General features: G+C 71.3%; 12 protein-coding genes and 1 tRNA gene. 10 read left to right on the forward strand and 3 right to left on the reverse strand.

The window, feature by feature from the left end; translation table 11 throughout:
• Window positions 1–10: 10 nt before the first annotated feature.
• Entirely contained in the window at window positions 11–7,426 is a 7,416-nt protein-coding gene (locus ACFVQ0_RS13260) for a polymorphic toxin type 27 domain-containing protein (protein ID WP_390087359.1), read from the reverse strand.
• A gap of 432 nt (window positions 7,427–7,858) precedes the next feature.
• On the opposite strand from ACFVQ0_RS13260, the gene ACFVQ0_RS13265 reads away from it, so the two are divergent.
• From ACFVQ0_RS13265 to ACFVQ0_RS13275, 3 genes are all read left to right on the forward strand, one after another.
• On the forward strand, window positions 7,859–9,229 hold the full coding sequence (locus ACFVQ0_RS13265) for a cellulase family glycosylhydrolase (RefSeq protein ID WP_390087361.1): 1,371 nt from the start codon (window positions 7,859–7,861) through the stop codon (window positions 9,227–9,229).
• Between the two features lie 97 nt (window positions 9,230–9,326).
• Window positions 9,327–9,803 (forward strand): hypothetical protein, encoded by a 477-nt coding sequence (locus ACFVQ0_RS13270; RefSeq protein ID WP_390087363.1) that lies wholly within the window; start codon window positions 9,327–9,329, stop codon window positions 9,801–9,803.
• A 43-nt stretch (window positions 9,804–9,846) separates the two neighbouring features.
• Window positions 9,847–10,242: a VOC family protein gene (locus ACFVQ0_RS13275; protein WP_390087365.1), complete on the forward strand. Its 396-nt coding sequence runs from the start codon at window positions 9,847–9,849 to the stop codon at window positions 10,240–10,242.
• Between the two features lie 79 nt (window positions 10,243–10,321).
• Here the strand turns inward: ACFVQ0_RS13275 and ACFVQ0_RS13280 are convergent, their stop codons facing one another.
• Window positions 10,322–10,633 (reverse strand): hypothetical protein, encoded by a 312-nt coding sequence (locus ACFVQ0_RS13280; RefSeq protein WP_390087366.1) that lies wholly within the window; start codon window positions 10,631–10,633, stop codon window positions 10,322–10,324.
• A gap of 197 nt (window positions 10,634–10,830) precedes the next feature.
• Window positions 10,831–10,902 (reverse strand) — tRNA-Arg (locus ACFVQ0_RS13285).
• A gap of 229 nt (window positions 10,903–11,131) precedes the next feature.
• Here ACFVQ0_RS13285 and ACFVQ0_RS13290 point away from each other — a divergent pair.
• The 7 genes from ACFVQ0_RS13290 (at window position 11,132) to rho (ending at window position 20,449) form a co-directional block, all read left to right on the forward strand.
• On the forward strand, window positions 11,132–11,566 hold the full coding sequence (locus tag ACFVQ0_RS13290) for a response regulator (protein WP_242436760.1): 435 nt from the start codon (window positions 11,132–11,134) through the stop codon (window positions 11,564–11,566).
• Window positions 11,567–11,632: 66 nt separating this feature from the next.
• Window positions 11,633–12,778 carry an ArgS-related anticodon-binding protein NrtL gene (gene nrtL, locus ACFVQ0_RS13295; RefSeq protein ID WP_390087368.1) on the forward strand — a complete coding sequence of 382 codons (1,146 nt, stop codon included), beginning with the start codon at window positions 11,633–11,635 and terminating at the stop codon, window positions 12,776–12,778.
• A gap of 26 nt (window positions 12,779–12,804) precedes the next feature.
• On the forward strand, window positions 12,805–14,196 hold the full coding sequence (lysA, locus tag ACFVQ0_RS13300; protein ID WP_327339054.1) for a diaminopimelate decarboxylase: 1,392 nt from the start codon (window positions 12,805–12,807) through the stop codon (window positions 14,194–14,196).
• A gap of 126 nt (window positions 14,197–14,322) precedes the next feature.
• Window positions 14,323–15,624, forward strand: a complete 1,302-nt coding sequence (locus ACFVQ0_RS13305) for a homoserine dehydrogenase (protein ID WP_371776105.1) — start codon at window positions 14,323–14,325, stop codon at window positions 15,622–15,624.
• Window positions 15,625–15,630: 6 nt separating this feature from the next.
• Complete coding sequence (gene thrC, locus ACFVQ0_RS13310) at window positions 15,631–16,701, forward strand: threonine synthase (RefSeq protein WP_390087371.1); 1,071 nt, start codon at window positions 15,631–15,633, stop codon at window positions 16,699–16,701.
• Between the two features lie 387 nt (window positions 16,702–17,088).
• Complete coding sequence (gene thrB, locus ACFVQ0_RS13315) at window positions 17,089–18,006, forward strand: homoserine kinase (RefSeq protein ID WP_390087373.1); 918 nt, start codon at window positions 17,089–17,091, stop codon at window positions 18,004–18,006.
• Window positions 18,007–18,397: 391 nt separating this feature from the next.
• Window positions 18,398–20,449 (forward strand): transcription termination factor Rho, encoded by a 2,052-nt coding sequence (gene rho / locus ACFVQ0_RS13320; RefSeq protein ID WP_390087375.1) that lies wholly within the window; start codon window positions 18,398–18,400, stop codon window positions 20,447–20,449.
• The last annotated feature ends 123 nt before the right edge of the window (window positions 20,450–20,572 follow it).

Here is a 20,572-nt window from a genome sequence, read left to right on the forward strand (position 1 = left end):
TACCATTTCCTCACTCATCGGGCACCAGCTCCCCGTTGGGGTACTTGAAGCGCTCCGGTTTGACCACTACGACCTTGCCCTTGTCGTTGGTCATGTGCCACGTGATGGTCGACCATGCGCGCTTCTCAAGCCGGACGGCCGAGCGGAGTTTGATCATCTCCCACGCGGTTCCATAGCCTGAGGACTGAATGACCGCCCAGTCGCTGTTCTTGATCGTTTCCCCTCGCTGCAGAAGCAGCGCCAGTGCTTCGTCGGCGTTCTTGGCACCGGGCACACCGTCCAGGGACACGGCGATCTTCACGTTGGGGTTGGCCACCGCGTCCTCCACGCCCACTGTCCAGATGGCGCGCTGCCCCATTCCCAGGCCCGCACTCAGTTCGGCCGAGTACGCGTCCCCGTTGAACGTGTGAGCGCCGGGAATGGTCTTGGCCAGATCGTCCGAGTAGGGGTTGACGCCGAGGACCACGTGGTCCCCGTCCTTCACCAAGTCCTTGAGGAACTTCCTCATGCACTCGGTTGCGTCGTCGGCGCCGGCCGCCGCGACCGAGAGCACCGTGACCTTGTATGTCCGGGTGCTCAGCTTCCCGCATGCTTCGGAGAGCTTCCGGACGATGCGGCTGATGATGCCCTGGGTGGCGGCCTCGGTCAGGCCCATGGAGCGGAGCGCCAGCCAGGCGTCGGTGAACCCGATGCCCGTCTTGAGGGCGGCGTCCATCGCCGTCACCGCGGCCTTGGCCGCCTTGAAGAGCGCGCCGACGACGAACATGCCCACGACCCAGGCGCAGTCGCCCCAGCTGCCGCCCGCCACGAACGGGTTGATCCGCTTGGCGCAGCCGATGAAATCGCCCAGCAGGATGTCGATGGGATCGATGCCCGAGTTGAACTCGACCATCGTCAGCGTGTGCGACATCGACTCGGTCTTGGCCTTCGAGACCTCAGTACCGAGGAAGATCGTGTCCGCGTCCGGGCAGCTGCCCGAGTACGACTCCGGCAGTGCCAGACACATGAACACGTCGGAATACGACTTGTATGTGACATCGGCCGTGATCGTGCAGTCGCCGACGTGGATGATCGGGTTGCAGTTGTCCTTGACGACGTTCTTGGGCGAACCGATGTACTCGACGTGGTCGAGGACCGCCCACACCCCACCGATCCCGGTGGTGGCACCCTGGTTGATCTGCTCGGTGTTGCCGGCCTTCTCCGTGCGGTCCGCTGCCTCCTGAGCATCGTTCGCCGCGTCCCACGCGCCCTCCGCGGCCTTCTCCGCCGCCGTCGCGTCGGTCTCCGCCTTGGTGGCGGTGGAGCGGGCACTGGCCGCGTCCTCCTCGGCCTTGGTGGCCGTGGCACGGGCCGAAGCGGCGTCGTGCTCCGCCTCGGTGGCCGCGCTGTCCGCCGCGGCAGCGTCCGTCTGGGCGTCGTTCGACGCCGTCCAGGCCCTCGCCACGTCGGCGCCCGCCGACTGCGCGTAGCCGTCGGCACGATTCGCCGAGGCCTGGGCGAGCTTCGCGTCCGCCGAGGCCTGGGTGGCCGAGGACTGGGCCCGCTGGTACGCCTTGGCGGCACGGACCGCGTCGGACGCCGCAGCCGCGGACGCCTGTGCCGCGAGCTTCATGTCCGCCGCGGCCTGGGCCGCGAGGGCCTTCGCCTCCGCCGAGAAACCCTCGGCCATGTCGGCCGTGGCACCGGCCGCGGCAGCCTGCTGCTGTGCGACCGTCAGGGACTGCTGGCCGAGGAGCGTCGCGAACGCGGCCGAGCTGTCGGTCTCCTGGTACGGGCCGCCGAGCGAGATCGCCTCGTTCGCCGGCTTGTTCACCGCTGCCGCGGAGTCCCGCGCCGCGAGCGACGACTGCACCGCCGCGAGCGCCTTGCCCGCGGTGGTCGCCGCCCAGGACGCTGTCTGGACCGCCTCACTACGAGCGGCCGCCGCCTCCTCCTTCGCAGTCTTGGCCGCGGCGGAGGCCTTCTCCGACTCCTCCTTCGCACCCTTGGCGTCGAGCGCCGCCGCCTCGGAGGCGTCGATGGCCTCGGCCGCCGCGGCGTGCGCCGCGGCCGCGGAACCGGCTGCCACCAGGTAAGAGGCCCAGGTGGCGTCGGACGCCGCCTTGGCGCGCGCTGCCGCGCCCTGTGCCTTGGTGGCGGCCTCACGGGCGCTGGTGGCAGCGGTGGTGGCCGCGTTCGCCGACGCGCGTGCGTTGGTGGCCGCCGTCGTCGCGGTGTCGGCGGCGCTACGGGCGTCGGTCGCGGCGGCACGGGCCGCCTCAGCGGCGTCCGTACCGTCCATGGCGGCGGCATGCGCCTCCAGTGCCGCGGCCTTGGCCTTCAGCGAGTCCCGCCGCTGCTCGGCCTCAAGGGCGTCGCCACGGGCGGCGACCGCGTCGCGCTCCGCCTGCTCCGCGTCGGCCCTGCGGGACGACGCCGTGGCTCCGGACGCCTCCGCCGACGCACGGGCGTCCGAGGCTATCCGGCCCTGCGCGACCGCGTCCGCCTCATGACCGGCGGCCTTGTCCCGCTCGCTCTCCGCGGTGGCCCGGTAGGCCGCCGCGTTGGCGCGCTCCAACTCGGCGACCGCCCGCGTCCGCTGGGCCTCGGCCGCGGCCTTGCGGGCGTCCTCCTCCTCCGCCAGGGCGGTTTCCTTGGCCTTCTTGGCCGTGGCCGCGTTCGCCGCGGCCGAGGCCGCGTAGGCATCGGCGCTGTCCGCCGCGGCCTTCGCCTGGGAGGCGGCCTCCTGCGCGGCGATCCGGCGGAACTCGGTGTTGACCGCGTGCGCCTCGGTCTTCGCCAGGGCGAGCAGCGCCTCGGACGTCGACACGGTCGCGTTCGCCGCGTTCAGCGCGGTCTCCGTCGCCTTCGCGGCGGCCGTGGCGGCCGCACCCGAGGCGCGGGCGACCTGGACCGACTGCTGGGCGTAGAGCAGTCCGCGACCGCGCGGCACCTCTGCGGCGTCCGCGATCGCCCAGGCCTGCTGCTGGCCGGTCACCGCGCGCTGCGCGGCGGCCTTCGCGGCGGTGGCCTGCTGCTGGGAGGTGGTGACGAGCGCCTGGACCTTGCCCCTGGCCTTCGCGAGGTCCGTCTTCGCCCGGTCGAAGAGTGCCTGCTTCGGCTTGAGGATGTCGTCCGGGTCGTTCTCCAGCTGGTCGTGCCAGTACTTCTGCCAGCGCAGGATCTGGTCCGCGAGCCACGCCTGGCCGATGGCCTCGACCATGTTGTCCGCGGCGGACCGGGTCGCGGCGGCGGCGTCCGCCTCCGCCTGCATGATGACCGCACGCGGGGCCGCCTGGCCGGCGTACTCCGCGTTCCACTCGGCCGAGGCCTGCGAAACGACCTCGCTCAGGGAGTTGCGCGGGTCCACCGGGTCCTGGTGGTTGCACGAGGCCCAGTCCTGCTTGAGGGTCTCGACCTCGACGCGGAACTCGGGGGAGTCCTCGGCGACCTTCTTGCCGAGGTAGCCGCCGTGCCGCAGGTAACTGGCGACGTCGGCCGAGGTCGTACCGCCGGAGTACCGGGTGTTGCTCACATTGGAAGGCCGCAGCATGACGTCGGCCTCGGCGTCGTGCCAGCTGTCCTTGCCCCGATTCTGCTCGGTGACCTCGCGGGCCTTCGCGAGCGCCTCGTCACCGGCGTTGGTGTGGTCGTCCCAGCCCAGACGCTGGGACATCTCCGCCTGGGAGGCCAGGGTGAACCCGAGGATGTCCGCGCCGAACTCCGGCGCGTGCAGGGTGATCCCGTCGTCGAACGAGCTCATCGCGTACGGCCGGTTGGCGTCCTCCAGGAGGGCCTCACGGGCGGCCATCGCGTCCCGGAAGGCGTAGCCGGCCTTCTCGTCCTGGTCCCGGGCCTGCCCCAGGGGCATGAACCCGATCCAGCCGACGTCACCTATGACGGCGTCGAGCTGCTCGTCCGTGCCGGTCAGGCCCTCGATGGCCTTGGCCTTCATCTTGGCGCCGCCCGCGTGCAGGGCGACTCCGGCGAGGCACTGGTTGAGGCGCGGGGTGGAGCGGACGTCACTGATGACCGAGGTCAGCTCGGTGAGCCGGCGAAGAGCGTTGTCGGCGTCGACGAAGATCTGCCGCACACCTTCGGAGACCTTCTCCACCGCCTGGGCGAGCGCGGGCACCCGGCCCACCATCGCGACGGAGGAGGCGATGTCGACGAGGTCCCAGAGGCAGTCCTCGACGTCGTAGCCGGCCAGGCACTCCTTCACATCGGCCGCGTCGAGCTCATCGAACAGGATCTGCCCGCCGTTGGCCGTCGCCCACGCCACGAGGTCCACAGAGACGGCCTTCAGACCGTCCCGGTAGTCGTCGACACAGGTCTGGCCGCACGCGTCCAGGAGGATCTTCTCCTCGCGCTCGCCCAGGAGCGGCCAGTTGTCGGCGCCGCCCTTGATGGGCGTGACGCCCTCGGCGAGCGCGTCCTTGTGCGCCGCCTCGTTCTTCTCGCGCTTCTCCTTCTCCGCCTGCGCGGCCGCTTCCTCTGCGGCGGTGCTGTCGCCCTGTGCGTCGGACGCCTTGTCCTCGGCGTCCTTGGCGTCCTTCTCCGCCTGATCCGCCTTGTCCTGGGCGCCCTTGGCGGCTTCCCCGGCCCGGCCGGCCTTCTCGTTCGCCTCCGCGACGTGCCGTTCGGCGTCGGTCGCCTCGCGGTCCGCCGCGTCGGCGGTGTCGCGCGCGTCGGTCGCGAGAAGTGCGGCACTGGCCGCGTCGGTACCCGCCTGCTCGGAGAATCCGGCTGCCGCGGTGGACGCGCTCTTGGCACCCTTGTGAGCGGCGGACGCCTCGGTGGCGGACGCCTGGGCGCGGGTCACGGCCTCGACGGCACGCACCGAATCGCTCGCGGCACGTGCGGCGGCCTCCGCGGCGAGCTTGGCGTCACCCGTTGCCTGGGTGGCGGCCTGCTGCGCGGACTCGGACGCCGCCGCCGCCTCCGTGGCCTTGGCCTCGGCAGCCGCCGCCTGCTGCTCGGCGATCGTCTTCGACGACTGGCCGACGAGTACGGCGAACGCGGCCGAACTGTCCGTCACCCGGTAGGGAGTTCCCACCGAGATGGCCTCGTTGGAAGCGGTGATCGCCTCCTTCGCGCTGTCCCGCGCGGCGAGTGCCGCCTGTCCGGCCGCGTAGGCACGGCCGACGGCGGTCGCGGCCGTCTTCACGGCAGAGGCCGCGCCGGCCCCGGCCGCCACCGACTCCTGCTCGGCCTTCTCGGCCAGCTCCGTGGCGTTCCCCGACGCCGTGGCGGCGTTGTCCGCGAGGAGCGCCGCGTCCTGCGAAGCGTCCAGCGCCACGGCAGCCGCCGCGTACGCGGAGGAGGCCGCGCCGAGCGATGTGCGGTACGCCGACCACGCCTTGTCCGCGTCGGCCTCGGCCCGCTTGGCGGCGCCCTCCGCCTTCGTCGCGGCGGTCCGCGCGCCGACGGCGGCGGTGGTCGCCTCGTCCGCCGCGGTCTGCGCGGCGGTGGCGGCCTGCGCCGCCTGGTTCGCCGCCGTACGGGCGGCGGTGGCCGCGGCCCGGGTCTCGGCCGAGGCGGCGGTGCCCTCGGCAGCGGTGGCCGCCGCTTCGAGCGCGGCGGCGCGGGCCGCGACGGCCTGCTTCGCCTGGAGTGCGACGACGGCCTTCTCCCGCGCGGTCTGCGCGGCCTTCGCCTTCTCGGTGGCGAGCTTGCGCTTGGCCGTCGCGTCGGTGGTCGCCGTCTCGGCAGCCGTATCGGCGCTACTGGCCGTCGTCTGCTGGGTCGCCGCCCGCTGCTCGGCCTCCTGAGCCTTGACCCGTTCGGTGGCGGCAGTGGCGCGGGAGGCGGCCGCGTTGGCCTTCTCCGTCTGCGCCTTGGCGCGCTGAGAAGCGGCGGTGGCCGCGGCGGTCTCGGCCTTGTCGCGCTTCTGCTCCGCCGTGGTGCGGGCGTCCTTCGCGGTCTTCGCGCTGTCGGCGGCGGCCGAGGCGTTGGTCTCGGCGCTGTCGGCGGCGGCCTTCGCCTGGGCGGCGGCCTCCTCGGCGGCGACCCGGCGGAACTCGGTGCTGATCGCGTGCGAGTCGGTCTGCGCCTTGGCGAGCAGGGCGTCCGCGTTCGCGATCGTCGCGTTGGCGGCGGAGAGCGCGGTCTCGGTCGCCTTCGAGGCGGCCGTGGCGGCGGCCGCGGAGGCGCGGGCCACCTGGACCGACTGCTGGGCGTACATCAGGCCCCGGCCGCGCGGAACATGGGCGCTGTCCGCGACGGCCCAGGCCTCCTGCTGCGAGGTCGCTGCCTTCTGCGCGGCCGTGGCGGCCTTGCCCGCCTGCGCCTTGGCCGAGACGACCAGGTCGGCCACCTTGGTACGGGCGGCGCTCAGGTCGGCCGTGGCCTTGTCGTAGAACGCCTGGTCGGGCTTGTCGAAGATGGTGTCGGGGTCGTTGGCGAGCTCGTCCTGCCAGTACTTGCGCCAGGTCAGGATCTGCTCGACGATCCAGGCCTGCCGGATGGCCTCGACCATGTCGTTGGTCGCGGCCTGGGTCGCCGCGGCGGCGTCCGCCTCCGCCTGGATGACCGCGGCGCGCTGGGGGGCCTGCCCCGCGTACTCCGACTCCCACTCGACCATCGCGGTCATGAGCGGGGCGTTGAGGTTACGGCGCGGGTCGATCGGGTTCTGGTAGTCGCAGGCCGCCCAGGCCTGCTTGAGGTCCTCGACCTCGACGCGGTACTCGGGGGAGTCCTCGGCCGGTGCCCCGGCCGCGTATCCGCCACGCCTCAGGTAGGCGGCGATGTCGCTGGAGGTGGTACCGCCCGAGAACTTGTACCCGACGTCCCGCAGCATCCAGTCGGCCGAGGCGTCGTCCCAGCTGTCCTTGCCCTGGTTCTCGTCGGCGATCGCGCGGGCCCGCGCGATCGCTTCGTCGCTGGCCTCGCTGTGGCCGTCCCAGCCGAGCGGGGAGACGAGCTGGACCTGGTTGATCGCGGTGAAGTAGTTCACGTCCGCGCCGAAGGAGGGCGCGTGCCACTCCATGTCGTCGCTGGCCCACGCGGACTCGCGGTAGGGCTTGTTGGCCTCGTCGAGCTCCTCGGTACGCGAGTCCATGGCGTTCCGGTAGGCCTTGCCGTCGTCCTCGTCGGCGGTTCCGGCCGTGCCCAGGGGGCCGAAGCCGATCCAGCCGATGTCGCCGATGGCCTCACGGAGCTGCGCGTCGGTGCCGGTCAGGGCCTCGATGGCCTTGGCCTTCATCTGCGGTCCGCCGACGTGCAGCGCCACACCGGCGAGGCAGCGGTCACGCCGGGGGGACTCACCGACGCTGTTGCGGCTGGCCCCGGTGTCCTCCTCCGGTGCCGGGGCGGCCAGCGCCTGCGGGGCCTGGATCACACCCATCAGCACGGCCGCGGCGGTGACGAGCGCCGTCGCACTCGTGGCTCTCGTCAGAGCGGAACGTATGCGACGCCGGCGTCTGCCGACGTCTCTGAGCATTGACATGTCTGCCTTGCAATCTCTAGACCGTTCGGCAGCACCTCCGCATGAGCATGACAGGTGGCCCGCTGTCGGGGTCGGACTCCCGCGGCGCGACAACTGCCGGCGTGCTCGCCTTTTCCACACGTCGACGCTGCCGCTTGCTCCGTGAGAGTGCCATGAACATGCCTTCACGTGAAGGTTGAATGATCTTCACTAACCGGGCACAGGATTCACTAGTGGGCAAAGTGATCCCGTTGGTGATCATCTTGTTACCCAGCGGGACGCCGGACTCCGAGCGTGGGCCGAGTCGTCGGAATCTCCGGCGGTCGAATGCCTTCTGCACCTTCGGTGAACGGGTGTACGGTCACGGGCCAACGGAGAAATGGGAGCGCTCCCATCATCCCTGTGGCCCCTGGCTCCCATCGTCGTTGTCCGCTTCGCACGAGGAGGAACGCCTTGAAACGCTTTCTCGCCTTACTGGCGACCTGCGCGACGGTCCTGGGTCTCACGGCCCTGGCCGCCCCCCAGTCGGCGGTGGCCGCCACCGGCTGCCGGGTCGACTACACCGTCACCAACACCTGGCAGGGCGGCTTCCAGGCCGCGGTGAAGATCACCAACCTGGGCGCCCCCGTCGCCGGCTGGAAGCTCGAATTCGCCATGCCGGACGCGGGGCAGCGGGTCGCGCAGGGCTGGAACGCCACCTGGTCGCAGTCCGGCTCCGCCGTCACCGCCACCGCCCCGGACTGGAACGCCGCGCTGGCCACCGGCGCCACGGCAGACCTCGGGTTCACCGGCTCCTTCGCGGCCGCCAACCCGGCCCCCTCGGCGTTCACGCTCAACGGCGTCACCTGCACGGGCTCCACCGGAGAGCCCCCGGTCGTGGACGACGGCACCCCTGTGGGGATCAACGGACAGCTTCACGTCTGCGGCGTCAACCTGTGCAACCAGTACGACCGTCCCGTACAGCTGCGGGGCATGAGTACCCACGGCATCCAGTGGTTCAGCCAGTGCTACAACGCCGCCTCGATGGACGCGCTGGCCCATGACTGGAAGGCGGACCTCCTGCGCATCGCCATGTACGTGCAGGAAGACGGCTACGAGACCGACCCGGCGGGCTTCACGGACCGCGTGAACGGCCTCGTCGACATGGCGGAGGACCGGGGCATGTACGCCCTGATCGACTTCCACACCCTGACGCCGGGCGATCCGAACTACAACCTCGACCGCGCCAAGACGTTCTTCGCCTCCGTCGCCGCCCGCAACGCCGACAAGGCGAACGTGATCTACGAGATCGCCAACGAGCCCAACGGCGTGAGCTGGTCGGCCATCAAGAGCTACGCCGAACAGGTCATCCCGGTCATCAGGGCCGCCGACCCGGACGCCGTGATCGTGGTCGGCACCCGTGGCTGGTCCTCGCTGGGAGTCTCCGACGGCTCCGGCGAGAGCGAGATCATCAACAACCCGGTCAATGCCACCAACATCATGTATACGTTCCACTTCTACGCCGCCAGCCACAAGGACGACTACCGCGCGGCAGTGAGCCGGGCCGCCGCGCAACTGCCACTGTTCGTAACCGAGTTCGGCACGGTGAGCGCCACCGGCGGTGGGACGATGGACCGGGCGAGCACCACGACCTGGCTGGACCTGCTCGACCAGCTGAAGATCAGCTACGCGAACTGGACCTACTCCGACGCTCCGGAGACCAGCGCCGCGCTCCGTCCGGGTACGTGCGAGGGCACGGACTACAGCACCAGCGGCGTACTGACCGAGTCCGGAGCACTGCTCAAGGACCGGATCAGCACTCCGGACCACTTCCCGACCGGCTGACCGTTCCGGCTGACCGATCCGGCTGACCGATCCGTGCGGGCGGCGGCAACGAGGCCGCCGCCCGCACGGACGACGGGGCGCTTCCTATGCTCTGACCATGGACGGATATCAGGGCCTGACGGCATTGATCGAATCGGCCTGGGAGGAACTGAACGGCTCCGGTGGAGGCCGCCGGGACCTCTGCCTCGACGTCGTCAGCGACGTCCTGGAAACGGGTCGCCTGACACCGGGCGACGCCGAGCGGGCCGTCGGGCATCTCGTCGCGGTCGCGCTCTCCGATGAGCCCTACCCCGTACGCGAGTCCGCGCTGCACGCGGTTTTCACCGCCTCCACGCGCTACGAGCTCCCCTACCGGGTGCTGGAGCCGCTCGCCCTCGGTGCGGATGCCTTGGAGCCTGTGCTCCTGGAGTACGTCCTGGGCGTACTCCACTCGACTCATGACCAGGCGGTGCTTCCGGTCGTTGAACGGTTCCTTCGGCATCCCGCCCCCGAGGTGCGCCGGGAGGCCGCGGAGGCAGTGAACGAAGTGCGCTGGAGCCGGGAGACCGCTCGGGGCGGCGGGACGGCCCCGTAGGCGGGCAGTACGCTGGCACCCGTCCGCACGATCTGGGGGAGTTATGGCAAGCAGATTCACCGAGTTGTCCGTTGACTGTCACGATCCGGAGCGGCTCGCGGCCTTCTGGTGCGAAGTGCTGGATTTCGAGGTGATCGACCGGAGCGAGGGCAAGGTCGAGATCGGTTCCTGGGTACCGACCGCCGAGGACGTCCGGGCCCGTCAGATGCCCCCCACTCTCCTGTTCATCCAGGTGCCCGAGGGCAAGGCCGTGAAGAACCGGCTGCACCTCGACGTCAGCCCGATCGACGACAGCACCGAGGGCGAGGTGAACCGCCTGCTCGCCCTCGGAGCCACCAGGGCGGACGTGGGCCAGGGGGCGGACCGGACCTGGGTGGTCATGGCAGACCCCGAGGGCAACGAGTTCTGCGTCGTGCGCACCCTGGCGCCGCAGAGCTAGGGCCTCAACGGCTGCCCGGACTGGGCCGCGGCAGGCGGGCGGGCGCGATGGTGACCCCGCCCCGTGAGTTCGTACGGACCTAAGTGATGTCGGCCATGATGAACAGCACCGCCAACAGTGCCGCCGCCAGGCCGCTCAACCCGACGACCGCACCCGCGCAACGAAAGAGCACCACGGGCCAGACGATGGGTGCGGCGCCGAGCATCCCCTGAGCCTGCCGTTGCAGGTCTACATTCTCTTCGCGGCGTCGCGCCATCGTGGTGGCGGCACCTCGAATGTTCAGGGCGACCCGAGCACCACCTGTCGCGAAGACCAGCGCGACGATCAGTCCTGCAACAACGCCGAACATGTGTCCCCCCATGACGCGCGCACTCTGGGTGGTGCGGCTCAATCGCCCGGAGGATAGCAGCGGCTTCGGGGTGGGCGGCATCGTAGCCGGAGCCGCGGCTGAGCCACCGCCCGTGGTCGCTGGCCGCTGGTCGCCGGGCACGCAACGACAAAGAGCCGGACCCAGTGGAACTGGGTCCGGCTCTCGAATATCTGGCACTTCACCTGTCCAGCGCCGTAAACACGCTGTCCCGGTGGAAGTGCCCCCGGCAGGATTCGAACCTGCGCACCCGGCTCCGGAGGCCGATGCTCTATCCCCTGAGCTACGGGGGCGTATCGCGGTGTTGCTCTGCGACGGGTGAAACACTACCAGCTTCGACGGGGTGGCCGTGAACAGGTATTTCCGAGTCGCCACAGAGGCACCGCGGAGCCGCCGCGCAGGCGCTGGACGGCGCGCCCGGACCGTCGCACACACATCCGGCCAACCTGCGCCGCCATCCGTCCGGGGACGGAAGTGGGCAAAACCCGGACGCAGCCACTCCGGTCCGCCTACTCTCGAAGGGTGTCAGTGGCGTCCGGCCGCGTGCTTGTTGTCGACGACAACAAGGTCATCCGGCAGTTGATCAGGGTCAATCTTGAGCTTGAGGGCTTCGAGGTCGTGACCGCGGCCGATGGTGTCGAGTGTCTGGATCTGGTGCATCGGGTCAGTCCCGATGTCATCACGCTCGATGTCGTCATGCCCCGGCTGGACGGTCTGCAGACGGCCACCAGACTCCGCTCCGATCCGCGGACCCGGCATCTGCCCGTCGCGATCATCAGCGCCTGCACGCCGTACGAGGTGGACAACGGTGTGGCGGCCGGGGTCGACGCGTTCCTGGCGAAGCCCTTCGAGCCGAGCGAGCTGGTGCGGGTCGTACGACAGCTGATGGAGCGCGGTCGGCCGCCCGCGCTCGACGGGAGGCAGGGTGCCGGGCGGGCGGAGAGCGCCGCCGGCTGACCGGATGCTGACCGGATGGCGAAACCGGTTCGCGAAAGGCCCCCCTCCCTCCCATACGCTTGGCCCGTGACCCCCGCCGATCTCTCCTCGACCGTGCTGCACGCCGTGCGCCGCGCGGTCGACGAGGACGCCTTGCGCGCGCCCGTGCCCGCGCGCGTGCGAGTGGAGAGGACACGGCCGGGCGGGCGGGGCGACTACGCCAGTGCCGTCGCTCTCCAGCTGGCCGGGCCCGCCGCGCTGCCCGCGCGCGAGGTGGCCGAGATCCTTCGGGTGCGCATGGCCGGGGCGCCCGGGATCGGGCGGGTCGAGATCACCGGCCCCGGCTTCCTGAACTTCACCCTCGACGCCGCCACCGACGCCGCCGCGCACAGCGCACTCGTCCACCAGGTGCTGGAGCGGGAGGCGCGGTACGGGCACGGCGACGCGCTCGCAGGCGTACCGCTGCGATTCAGCCACGCCCCCGAGGTCCGGGCCGCGGTCACCGCCGACGCGGTGCGCAGGCTCGCGCGGGCGCAGGGCGCATCCGTGCGGATCAGCTGCGACGGGGCCTGCGACCCGGACTGGACGCGGCTCGGCATCACCGGCGACGCCTACGCGCGGCCCGCCCCCGTACCGCCCGCGGAGCCCGCCCCCGCGCATTCCCCCGCATCACCGACGGAGATTCGGCCCGTCCCCGCCGGTGCCGCCGCCGGGGAGCTGCTCGCGCGGCTCGGGCCCGACGCCACCCGCTGGGGGCTGCTCCGGCCCGCCGGGCACGACCGCGCCCCGCTCGGGGACGAGCTCCTCGTGCAGGGCGAGGGCAACCCGCTGTTCCTGGTCCGCTACGCGCACTCCCGCGCCCGTGCGCTGAGCCGCGGCGCCGAGCTGCTCGGGTTCTCGGGCGGCGACGGCCGGGGCCCCGGCAACACACAGGACGCCGACGAGGCGGCCTTCGCGGAGCCCGAGGCGCTCGCGCTCCTCGCAGCCATCGCCGACCACCCCGCCGTCCTCGCCGCCGCGGCCCGGCACCGCGCACCCGACCGGCTCGCCCGCCACCTCGAAGCGGTCGCGCACGCGTTCTTCGACTTCCACGACGCCGCGTCACCGCTCCCCGTCGGGGACGAGAAACCCTCGGCCGCCCACCGCACCCGGCTCGCCCTCGCCGAAGCCGCCGGGACGGTGCTGGCAGGCGGCCTGTCCCTGCTCGGCGTCAGCGCGCCCCCGTACCTCTGAGAGACCCGAGAGAGCAGAGCAACACGATGAGCCGATCCGCACACCCCGCCGGTCCCCGTCACGCCGACGTCATGACCGAGGGCCACTACTCCGCCCCGGCCGAGGACCTCAACGTCCTCGACGAGAAGGTCTGGTCCCGCACCGTCACCCGCGACGAGCACGGCGCCCTGACCGTCGGCGGGATCGAAGTCGCCCGGCTGGCCGAGGAGTTCGGCACCCCGGCCTACTTCCTCGACGAAGCCGACTTCCGGGACCGCTGCCGCGCCTGGTCCGACGCCTTCGGCCCCGGCGCCGACGTCTTCTACGCCGGCAAGGCCTTCCTCTCCCGCGCGGTCGTGCGCTGGCTGAAGGAGGAGGGCCTCAACCTCGACGTCTGCTCCGGCGGCGAGCTGACCACCGCCCTGGACGCCGGGATGCCCGCCGAGCGCATCGCCTTCCACGGCAACAACAAGACGGTCGACGAGATCGAGCGGGCCGTCACGGCGGGCGTCGGGCGGATCGTGCTCGACTCCTTCCAGGAGATCGTCCGGGTCTCCCACATCGCGCAGCGGCTCGGCCGCCGCCAGCCCGTGCAGATCCGGGTGACCGTCGGCGTCGAGGCCCACACCCACGAGTTCATCGCCACCGCCCACGAGGACCAGAAGTTCGGCATCGCGCTGGCCGGGGGACAGGCCGCGGAGGCCGTGCGCCGGGCGCTCACGCTCGACGGGCTCGAACTGATCGGCATCCACTCGCACATCGGCTCGCAGATCTTCGACATGGCCGGCTTCGAGGTCTCCGCCCGGCGCGTGGTGCAGCTGCTGGCCGAGGTCCGCGACGAGCACGGCGTCGAGCTGCCCGAGATCGACCTCGGCGGCGGCCTCGGCATCGCGTACACCTCGGAGGACGACCCGCGCGAGCCGCACGAGATCGCCAAGGCCCTCGGCGACATCGTGACCCGCGAGTGCGAGGCCGCCGGGCTCGCCACCCCCCGGATCTCCGTCGAACCGGGCCGCGCCATCGTCGGACCGACCGCCTTCACGCTGTACGAGGTCGGCACGATCAAGCCCCTGGAGGGGCTGCGGACGTACGTCAGCGTCGACGGCGGCATGTCGGACAACATCCGCACCGCGCTGTACGACGCCGAGTACAGCGTCGCGCTCGTCTCGCGCACCTCGGACGCGGAACCGATGCTCGTCCGGGTCGTGGGCAAGCACTGCGAGAGCGGCGACATCGTGGTCAAGGACGCCTTCCTGCCGTCCGACCTGGCCCCCGGCGACCTGATCGCGGTGCCCGCCACCGGCGCGTACTGCCGTTCCATGGCGAGCAACTACAACCACGCGCTGCGCCCGCCGGTCGTCGCCGTGCGCGACGGCGAGGCGCGGGTCATCGTCCGGCGCGAGACGGAGGAAGATCTCCTGCGTCTCGATGTCGGCTGACGCCGTATTTCCCGGGACACACCCCAGGTCCCCGATAAACATCTCAGGATCCGGACGGGTGGCGGGGAACGCCCGTCCGGTGAGTGAGACTGGTCCATACATCAGATGTAAAGGAAACGAGGTCGGATGATGCGTACGCGTCCGCTGAAGGTGGCGCTGCTGGGCTGTGGAGTGGTCGGCTCAGAGGTGGCGCGCATCATGACGACGCACGCCGACGACCTCGCCGCGCGCATCGGCGCGCCGGTGGAGCTCGCCGGTGTCGCCGTGCGCCGGCCCTCCAAGGTGCGCGAGGGCATCGACCCCGCACTGATCACCACCGACGCGACGGCCCTGGTCAAACGGGGCGACATCGACGTCGTCATCGAGGTCATCGGTGGCATCGAGCCCGCCCGTACGCTCATCCGCTCCGCCTTCGAGCACGGCGCGAGCGTCGTCTCGGCCAACAAGGCGCTCCTCGCCGAGGACGGCGCCGCGCTGCACGCCGAGGCAGAGAAGCACGGCCGGGACCTCTACTACGAGGCCGCCGTGGCGGGCGCCATCCCGCTCGTCCGGCCGCTGCGCGAGTCCCTCGCCGGCGACAAGGTCAACCGGGTCCTCGGCATCGTCAACGGCACCACGAACTTCATCCTCGACAAGATGGACACCAGCGGCGCCGGGTACTCGGAGGCGCTCGACGAGGCCACCGCGCTCGGCTACGCGGAGGCCGACCCCACCGCCGACGTCGAGGGCTTCGACGCCGCCGCCAAGGCCGCGATCCTGGCCGGTATCGCCTTCCACACCCGGGTGAGGATCGGTGACGTGCACCGCGAGGGCATCACCGAGGTCACCGCCGCGGACATCGCCTCCGCCCGCCGGATGGGCTGCACCGTCAAGCTCCTCGCGATCTGCGAGCGCGCTGCCGACGGCCGCTCGGTCACGGCCCGCGTGCACCCCGCGATGATCCCGCTCAGCCACCCGCTCGCCTCCGTCCGCGAGGCGTACAACGCGGTGTTCGTCGAGGCGGAGGCCGCCGGGCAGCTGATGTTCTACGGCCCCGGCGCCGGTGGCGCGCCGACCGCCTCCGCGGTCCTCGGCGACCTCGTCGCGGTCTGCCGCAACAAACTCAACGAGGCCCCGGGCCCCGGTGAGTCCGCGTACACGCGTCTGCCGGTCAGCCCCATGGGCGACGTGGTCACGCGGTACCACATCAGTCTCGACGTGGCCGACAAGCCTGGCGTACTCGCCCAGGTCGCGACGGTCTTCGCCGAACAGGGCGTATCCATCGATACGGTCCGCCAGAAAGGCCGTCAGGAAGGCGGCGGCGAGGCTTCGCTCGTCGTCGTCACCCACCGCGCGCCCGACGCCGCCCTCTCGGGGACGGTCGAGGCGCTGCGCAAGCTCGACACCGTACGCGGTGTCGCCAGCATCATGCGTGTTGAAGGGGAGTAAGGACCCATGACCACCAAGGGCACCCACCAGTGGCGCGGCATCATCGAGGAGTACCGGGACCGTCTCCCGGTCACGAGCACGACGCCGGTCGTCACGCTCCGTGAGGGCGGCACGCCGCTCGTACCCGCTCAGGTCCTCTCCGAGCGCACGGGCTGCGAGGTGCACCTCAAGGTCGAGGGCGCCAACCCCACCGGTTCCTTCAAGGACCGCGGAATGACCATGGCGATCACCCGGGCCAAGGAGGAGGGTGCGCAGGCCGTCATCTGCGCCTCCACCGGCAACACCTCCGCCTCCGCCGCCGCGTACGCGGTCCGTGCGGGCATGGTCTGCGCCGTCCTCGTACCGCAGGGCAAGATCGCGCTCGGCAAGATGGGCCAGGCGCTCGTGCACGGCGCGAAGATCCTCCAGGTCGACGGCAACTTCGACGACTGCCTGACGCTGGCCCGCTCGCTCTCGGACAACTACCCGGTGGCGCTGGTCAATTCGGTCAACCCGGTCCGCATCGAGGGCCAGAAGACGGCCGCCTTCGAGATCGTCGACGCGCTCGGCGACGCCCCGGACATCCACGTCCTGCCGGTCGGCAACGCGGGCAACATCACCGCGTACTGGAAGGGATACACCGAGTACGCCGGGGACGGCCTGTCCACGCACAAGCCGCGGATGTGGGGCTTCCAGGCCTCCGGCTCCGCACCCATCGTGCGCGGCGAGATCGTCAAGGACCCGTCGACCGTCGCCACCGCCATCCGGATCGGCAACCCGGCCTCCTGGCAGTTCGCGCTCAACGCGCGCGACGAGTCGGGCGGCTCCATCGACGAGGTGACGGACCGGCAGATCCTGTCCGCCTACCGGCTGTTGGCCTCCCAGGAAGGCGTCTTCGTGGAGCCCGCGTCGGCCGCGTCCGTCGCCGGTCTGCTCAAGGCCGCAGAAGAGGGCAAGGTCGACCGGGGCCAGCGCATCGTCTGCACGGTCACCGGCAACGGCCTCAAGGACCCGGACTGGGCCGTCGCCGGCGCCCCCCAGCCCGTCACCGTCCCGGTCGACGCGGTCGCCGCCGCCGAGAAGCTGGGCCTCGCGTAGGGCGTGTCCGCGGACGCACCGCCCCGGCGGCCGCACGGTGCATACCGCGCACCGTGCGGCCGCCGGGGCAGCGGATTCGTCAGGAAGGCGGCTCAACCGCCCTTTTCGGGGCGGAGAGCGCACCATCGACGGGCGACACGCATCGTGCGCCTCCTGTGCGCCCTATGTCGCCACAGAACCTTCCTTCGATAAGCTGTACCCAACCCACCCCGCCGCATATGACCGGGGTGCGCGGGCCGTTGCGGCTGTCCGTTCCATCCGGGCTCACGCGATACCCGCCGCCGTAATCGCCCACCCCCAGAAGAAACCGCAGAGCCGCGAAGAGACCCGAATATCTCGCAGCGCTTCGGAATTCCCCGCCGCCTCACAAGGAGAGTCGTCAGAGCGATGGCCGGTCCCGCCTTCCGAGCCGCCGCCGTACGGGTGCGCGTCCCCGCAACCAGCGCCAACCTGGGTCCGGGCTTCGACGCCCTCGGCCTGTCGCTGGGGCTCTACGACGACGTCGTCGTCCGCGTCGCCGACGCCGGACTGCACATCGACATCGCCGGCGAGGGCGCGGACACGCTGCCCCGCGACGAGAACCACCTGCTCGTACGGTCCCTGCGCACCGCCTTCGACCTGCTCGGCGGACAGCCCCGCGGCCTGGAGATCGTCTGCGCCAACCGCATCCCGCACGGCCGCGGCCTCGGCTCGTCCTCCGCCGCCATCTGCGCGGGCATCGTCGCCGCCCGCGCCGTGACGACCGGCGGTGACGCCCGGCTCGACGACGCCGCCCTGCTGGAGCTCGCCACCGAGATCGAGGGCCATCCGGACAACGTCGCGGCCTGCCTCCTCGGTGGTTTCACGCTCGCGTGGATGGACGGCGGATCGGCCCGCGCCATCAGGATGGACCCCGCTGATTCCATCGTTCCGGTGGTTTTCGTCCCCGGCAACCCGGTGCTCACGGAGACCGCCCGCGGACTGCTGCCGCGCACCGTCCCGCATGTCGACGCCGCCTTCAACGCGGGCCGTGCCGCACTGCTCGTCGAGGCCCTGACCAGGCGCCCCGAGCTGCTGCTCACCGCCACGGAGGACCGGCTGCACCAGGAATACCGCTCCCCGGCGATGCCGCAGAGCGTGGAACTCGTCAACCGACTGCGCGCGGACGGCGTCCCCGCGGTCATCTCCGGTGCCGGGCCGACCGTGCTGGCACTGGCCGAGGACGGTGCGGCCGACAAGGTCGCACGGCTGGCGGGCGAGGGCTGGGCGGCCAACCGGCTCACTCTCGACGCCCCGGGTGCGAGTGTGCTGCCACTCGCCCCGTAGCCGAGAAGTGATTGCCGGTGCGTGAGAGGGGGAATGTTTGTTGGAGCCGGTAGTGTTAACCTCAAGTCTGCAATCGACGTCTATGTGGCGCGTTGCTTCGTGTCCCTTTCCGGGACCACCATTTCTTCCGGGAGCCTCCCCAACTGCCTGAGCAGCCTGCCTGAGCAGTTTCGAGCACGCTCCGGAACCGGCACGACACCCTCTCGCTCGTCCAGGAGTGGGCCGAGCAGGGGGATGCTCGCGCCGGGCCCATGCACACGTTCATCTCTCCGCCGCACCTACCCGGCGGACCACCGCCCCGGCACGGTCCGCACAACCAAAGACCGCAGTCGGACAGCACAACCGGTCGCCGAGCCAGAAGGCCGACGTCCGCTCCAGGGAAGGACCCTTCGTGAGCGACACCACCGATCTGATGGGCGTGACTGCCGACAAGAGCGTCGACAGCGCCGCGCCCGCCGAAGGTGCTGCCACTGGCACCACCGCACGGCGCCGCCGCTCCGGCACCGGCCTTGACGGCATGGTCCTGGCCGAGCTGCAGCAGGTCGCGTCCGGCCTCGGCATCAAGGGCACTGCGCGGATGCGCAAGAGCCAGCTGATCGAGGTCATCAAGGAGGCCCAGGCCGGCGGCTCCTCCGCGCCCAAGGCCGCCAAGGCCGCCGCCGCGGCCCCCGCGGAAGAGGCCGGGACCAAGCCGAAGCGCCGGGCCACCTCCAAGGCGCGCACCGGTGCCGAGGAGGCCCCGGCCGCCGCCGCTGCCGCCGAGAAGACCGCGGACCAGCAGCAGATCGACATCCCCGGTCAGCCGGCCAGCGACGAGCAGCCCGCGGGCGAGCGCCGTCGTCGCCGTGCGACCGCCCAGGCGGGCAGCCCGGAGACCAAGGCGGACACCAAGGCGCAGGCCAAGGACCGTACGCAGGACGAGCCGAAGCGCGAGGCAGCCGCGGAGGACCGTTCCGAGTCCAAGGCCGAGGCCGCCGCGGACAACGCGGAGGGCCGCAGGGGCGACCGCCAGGACCGTGGTCAGCGCGGCGAGCGTGGTGACCGCGGCGACCGTCGCGAGCGCCAGCGCGACCGTCGCGGCAAGGGCGGCGACGAGCAGGGCGGTGGCCAGGGCGGCCAGCGCCAGCGCCAGGGTCAGGGCCAGGGGCAGAACCAGGGCCAGGGCCAGCAGGGCGGCGGCGGGCCGCAGGACGACTTCGACGACGAGGGCGGCCGGCGCGGCCGGCGCGGCCGCTACCGCGACCGCCGTGGCCGTCGCGGGCGTGACGACTTCGCCAGTGACGCACCGCCGGTCACCGACGACGACGTCCTGATCCCCGTCGCGGGCATCCTCGACATCCTCGACAACTACGCGTTCATCCGGACCTCCGGCTACCTGCCGGGTCCGAACGACGTGTACGTGTCGCTCGCCCAGGTCCGCAAGAACGGCCTGCGCAAGGGTGACCACGTCACCGGTGCGGTGCGCCAGCCCAAGGACGGCGAGCGGCGCGAGAAGTTCAACGCGCTGGTCCGCCTCGACACGGTCAACGGCATGGCGCCCGAAACCGGCCGCGGCCGCCCGGAGTTCCAGAAGCTGACGCCGCTCTACCCGCAGGACCGGCTCCGCCTGGAGACCGACTCCAACATCCTGACGACGCGGATCATCGACCTGGTCGCCCCCATCGGCAAGGGCCAGCGAGGCCTGATCGTGGCCCCGCCGAAGACCGGTAAGACCATGATCCTCCAGGCGATCGCCAACGCGATCACGGTCAACAGCCCCGAGTGCCACCTGATGGTCGTCCTGGTGGACGAGCGTCCGGAGGAAGTCACCGACATGCAGCGGTCGGTGAAGGGCGAGGTCATCTCCTCGACCTTCGACCGTCCCGCAGAGGACCACACCACCGTCGCCGAGCTGGCCATCGAGCGCGCCAAGCGTCTCGTCGAGCTGGGTCACGACGTGGTCGTCCTGCTGGACTCGATCACCCGTCTGGGCCGCGCGTACAACCTCGCCGCCCCGGCCTCCGGCCGCATCCTGTCCGGTGGTGTCGACTCGACCGCGCTGTACCCGCCGAAGCGCTTCTTCGGTGCCGCGCGCAACATCGAGGACGGCGGTTCGCTGACCATCCTGGCCACCGCGCTCGTCGAGACCGGCTCGCGCATGGACGAGGTGATCTTCGAGGAGTTCAAGGGCACCGGCAACATGGAGCTCAAGCTCGACCGCAAGCTCTCCGACAAGCGCATCTTCCCGGCGGTGGACGTCGACGCGTCCAGCACCCGTAAGGAAGAAATCCTGCTCGGCAGCGACGAGTTGGCGATTGTCTGGAAGCTGCGCCGGGTGCTCCACGCGCTGGACCAGCAGCAGGCGATCGAGCTCCTCCTGGACCGGATGAAGAAGACCCAGTCCAACGCGGAGTTCCTGCTCCAGATCCAGAAGACGACACCGGCCCCGGGCAACAACGACTAGTCGTCGCCCCCGGAAGCCGTATCCAGGGCCGCCCCCGCCACTTCGGTGCCGGGGGTGGCCCTGTGCCGTACGCCGGTCCCTGCCGTGGCCGTTCCGAGACCTTCGCCACACGGCCGGTGGCGG

It is taken from the genome of Streptomyces sp. NPDC057900 (genome assembly GCF_042887885.1).
Classification (GTDB): domain Bacteria; phylum Actinomycetota; class Actinomycetes; order Streptomycetales; family Streptomycetaceae; genus Streptomyces.

Bases quoted from the DNA above. Each gene is read 5' to 3' on its own strand.
- ACFVQ0_RS13260 (WP_390087359.1), bottom strand. From the start codon at position 7,426: ATGTCAATGCTCAGAGACGTCGGCAGACGCCGGCGTCGCATACGTTCC.
- ACFVQ0_RS13270 (WP_390087363.1), top strand. From the start codon at position 9,327: ATGGACGGATATCAGGGCCTGACGGCATTGATCGAATCGGCCTGGGAG.
- ACFVQ0_RS13275 (WP_390087365.1), top strand. From the start codon at position 9,847: ATGGCAAGCAGATTCACCGAGTTGTCCGTTGACTGTCACGATCCGGAG.
- lysA (WP_327339054.1), top strand. From the start codon at position 12,805: ATGAGCCGATCCGCACACCCCGCCGGTCCCCGTCACGCCGACGTCATG.
- ACFVQ0_RS13305 (WP_371776105.1), top strand. From the start codon at position 14,323: ATGATGCGTACGCGTCCGCTGAAGGTGGCGCTGCTGGGCTGTGGAGTG.
- thrC (WP_390087371.1), top strand. From the start codon at position 15,631: ATGACCACCAAGGGCACCCACCAGTGGCGCGGCATCATCGAGGAGTAC.
- thrB (WP_390087373.1), top strand. From the start codon at position 17,089: ATGGCCGGTCCCGCCTTCCGAGCCGCCGCCGTACGGGTGCGCGTCCCC.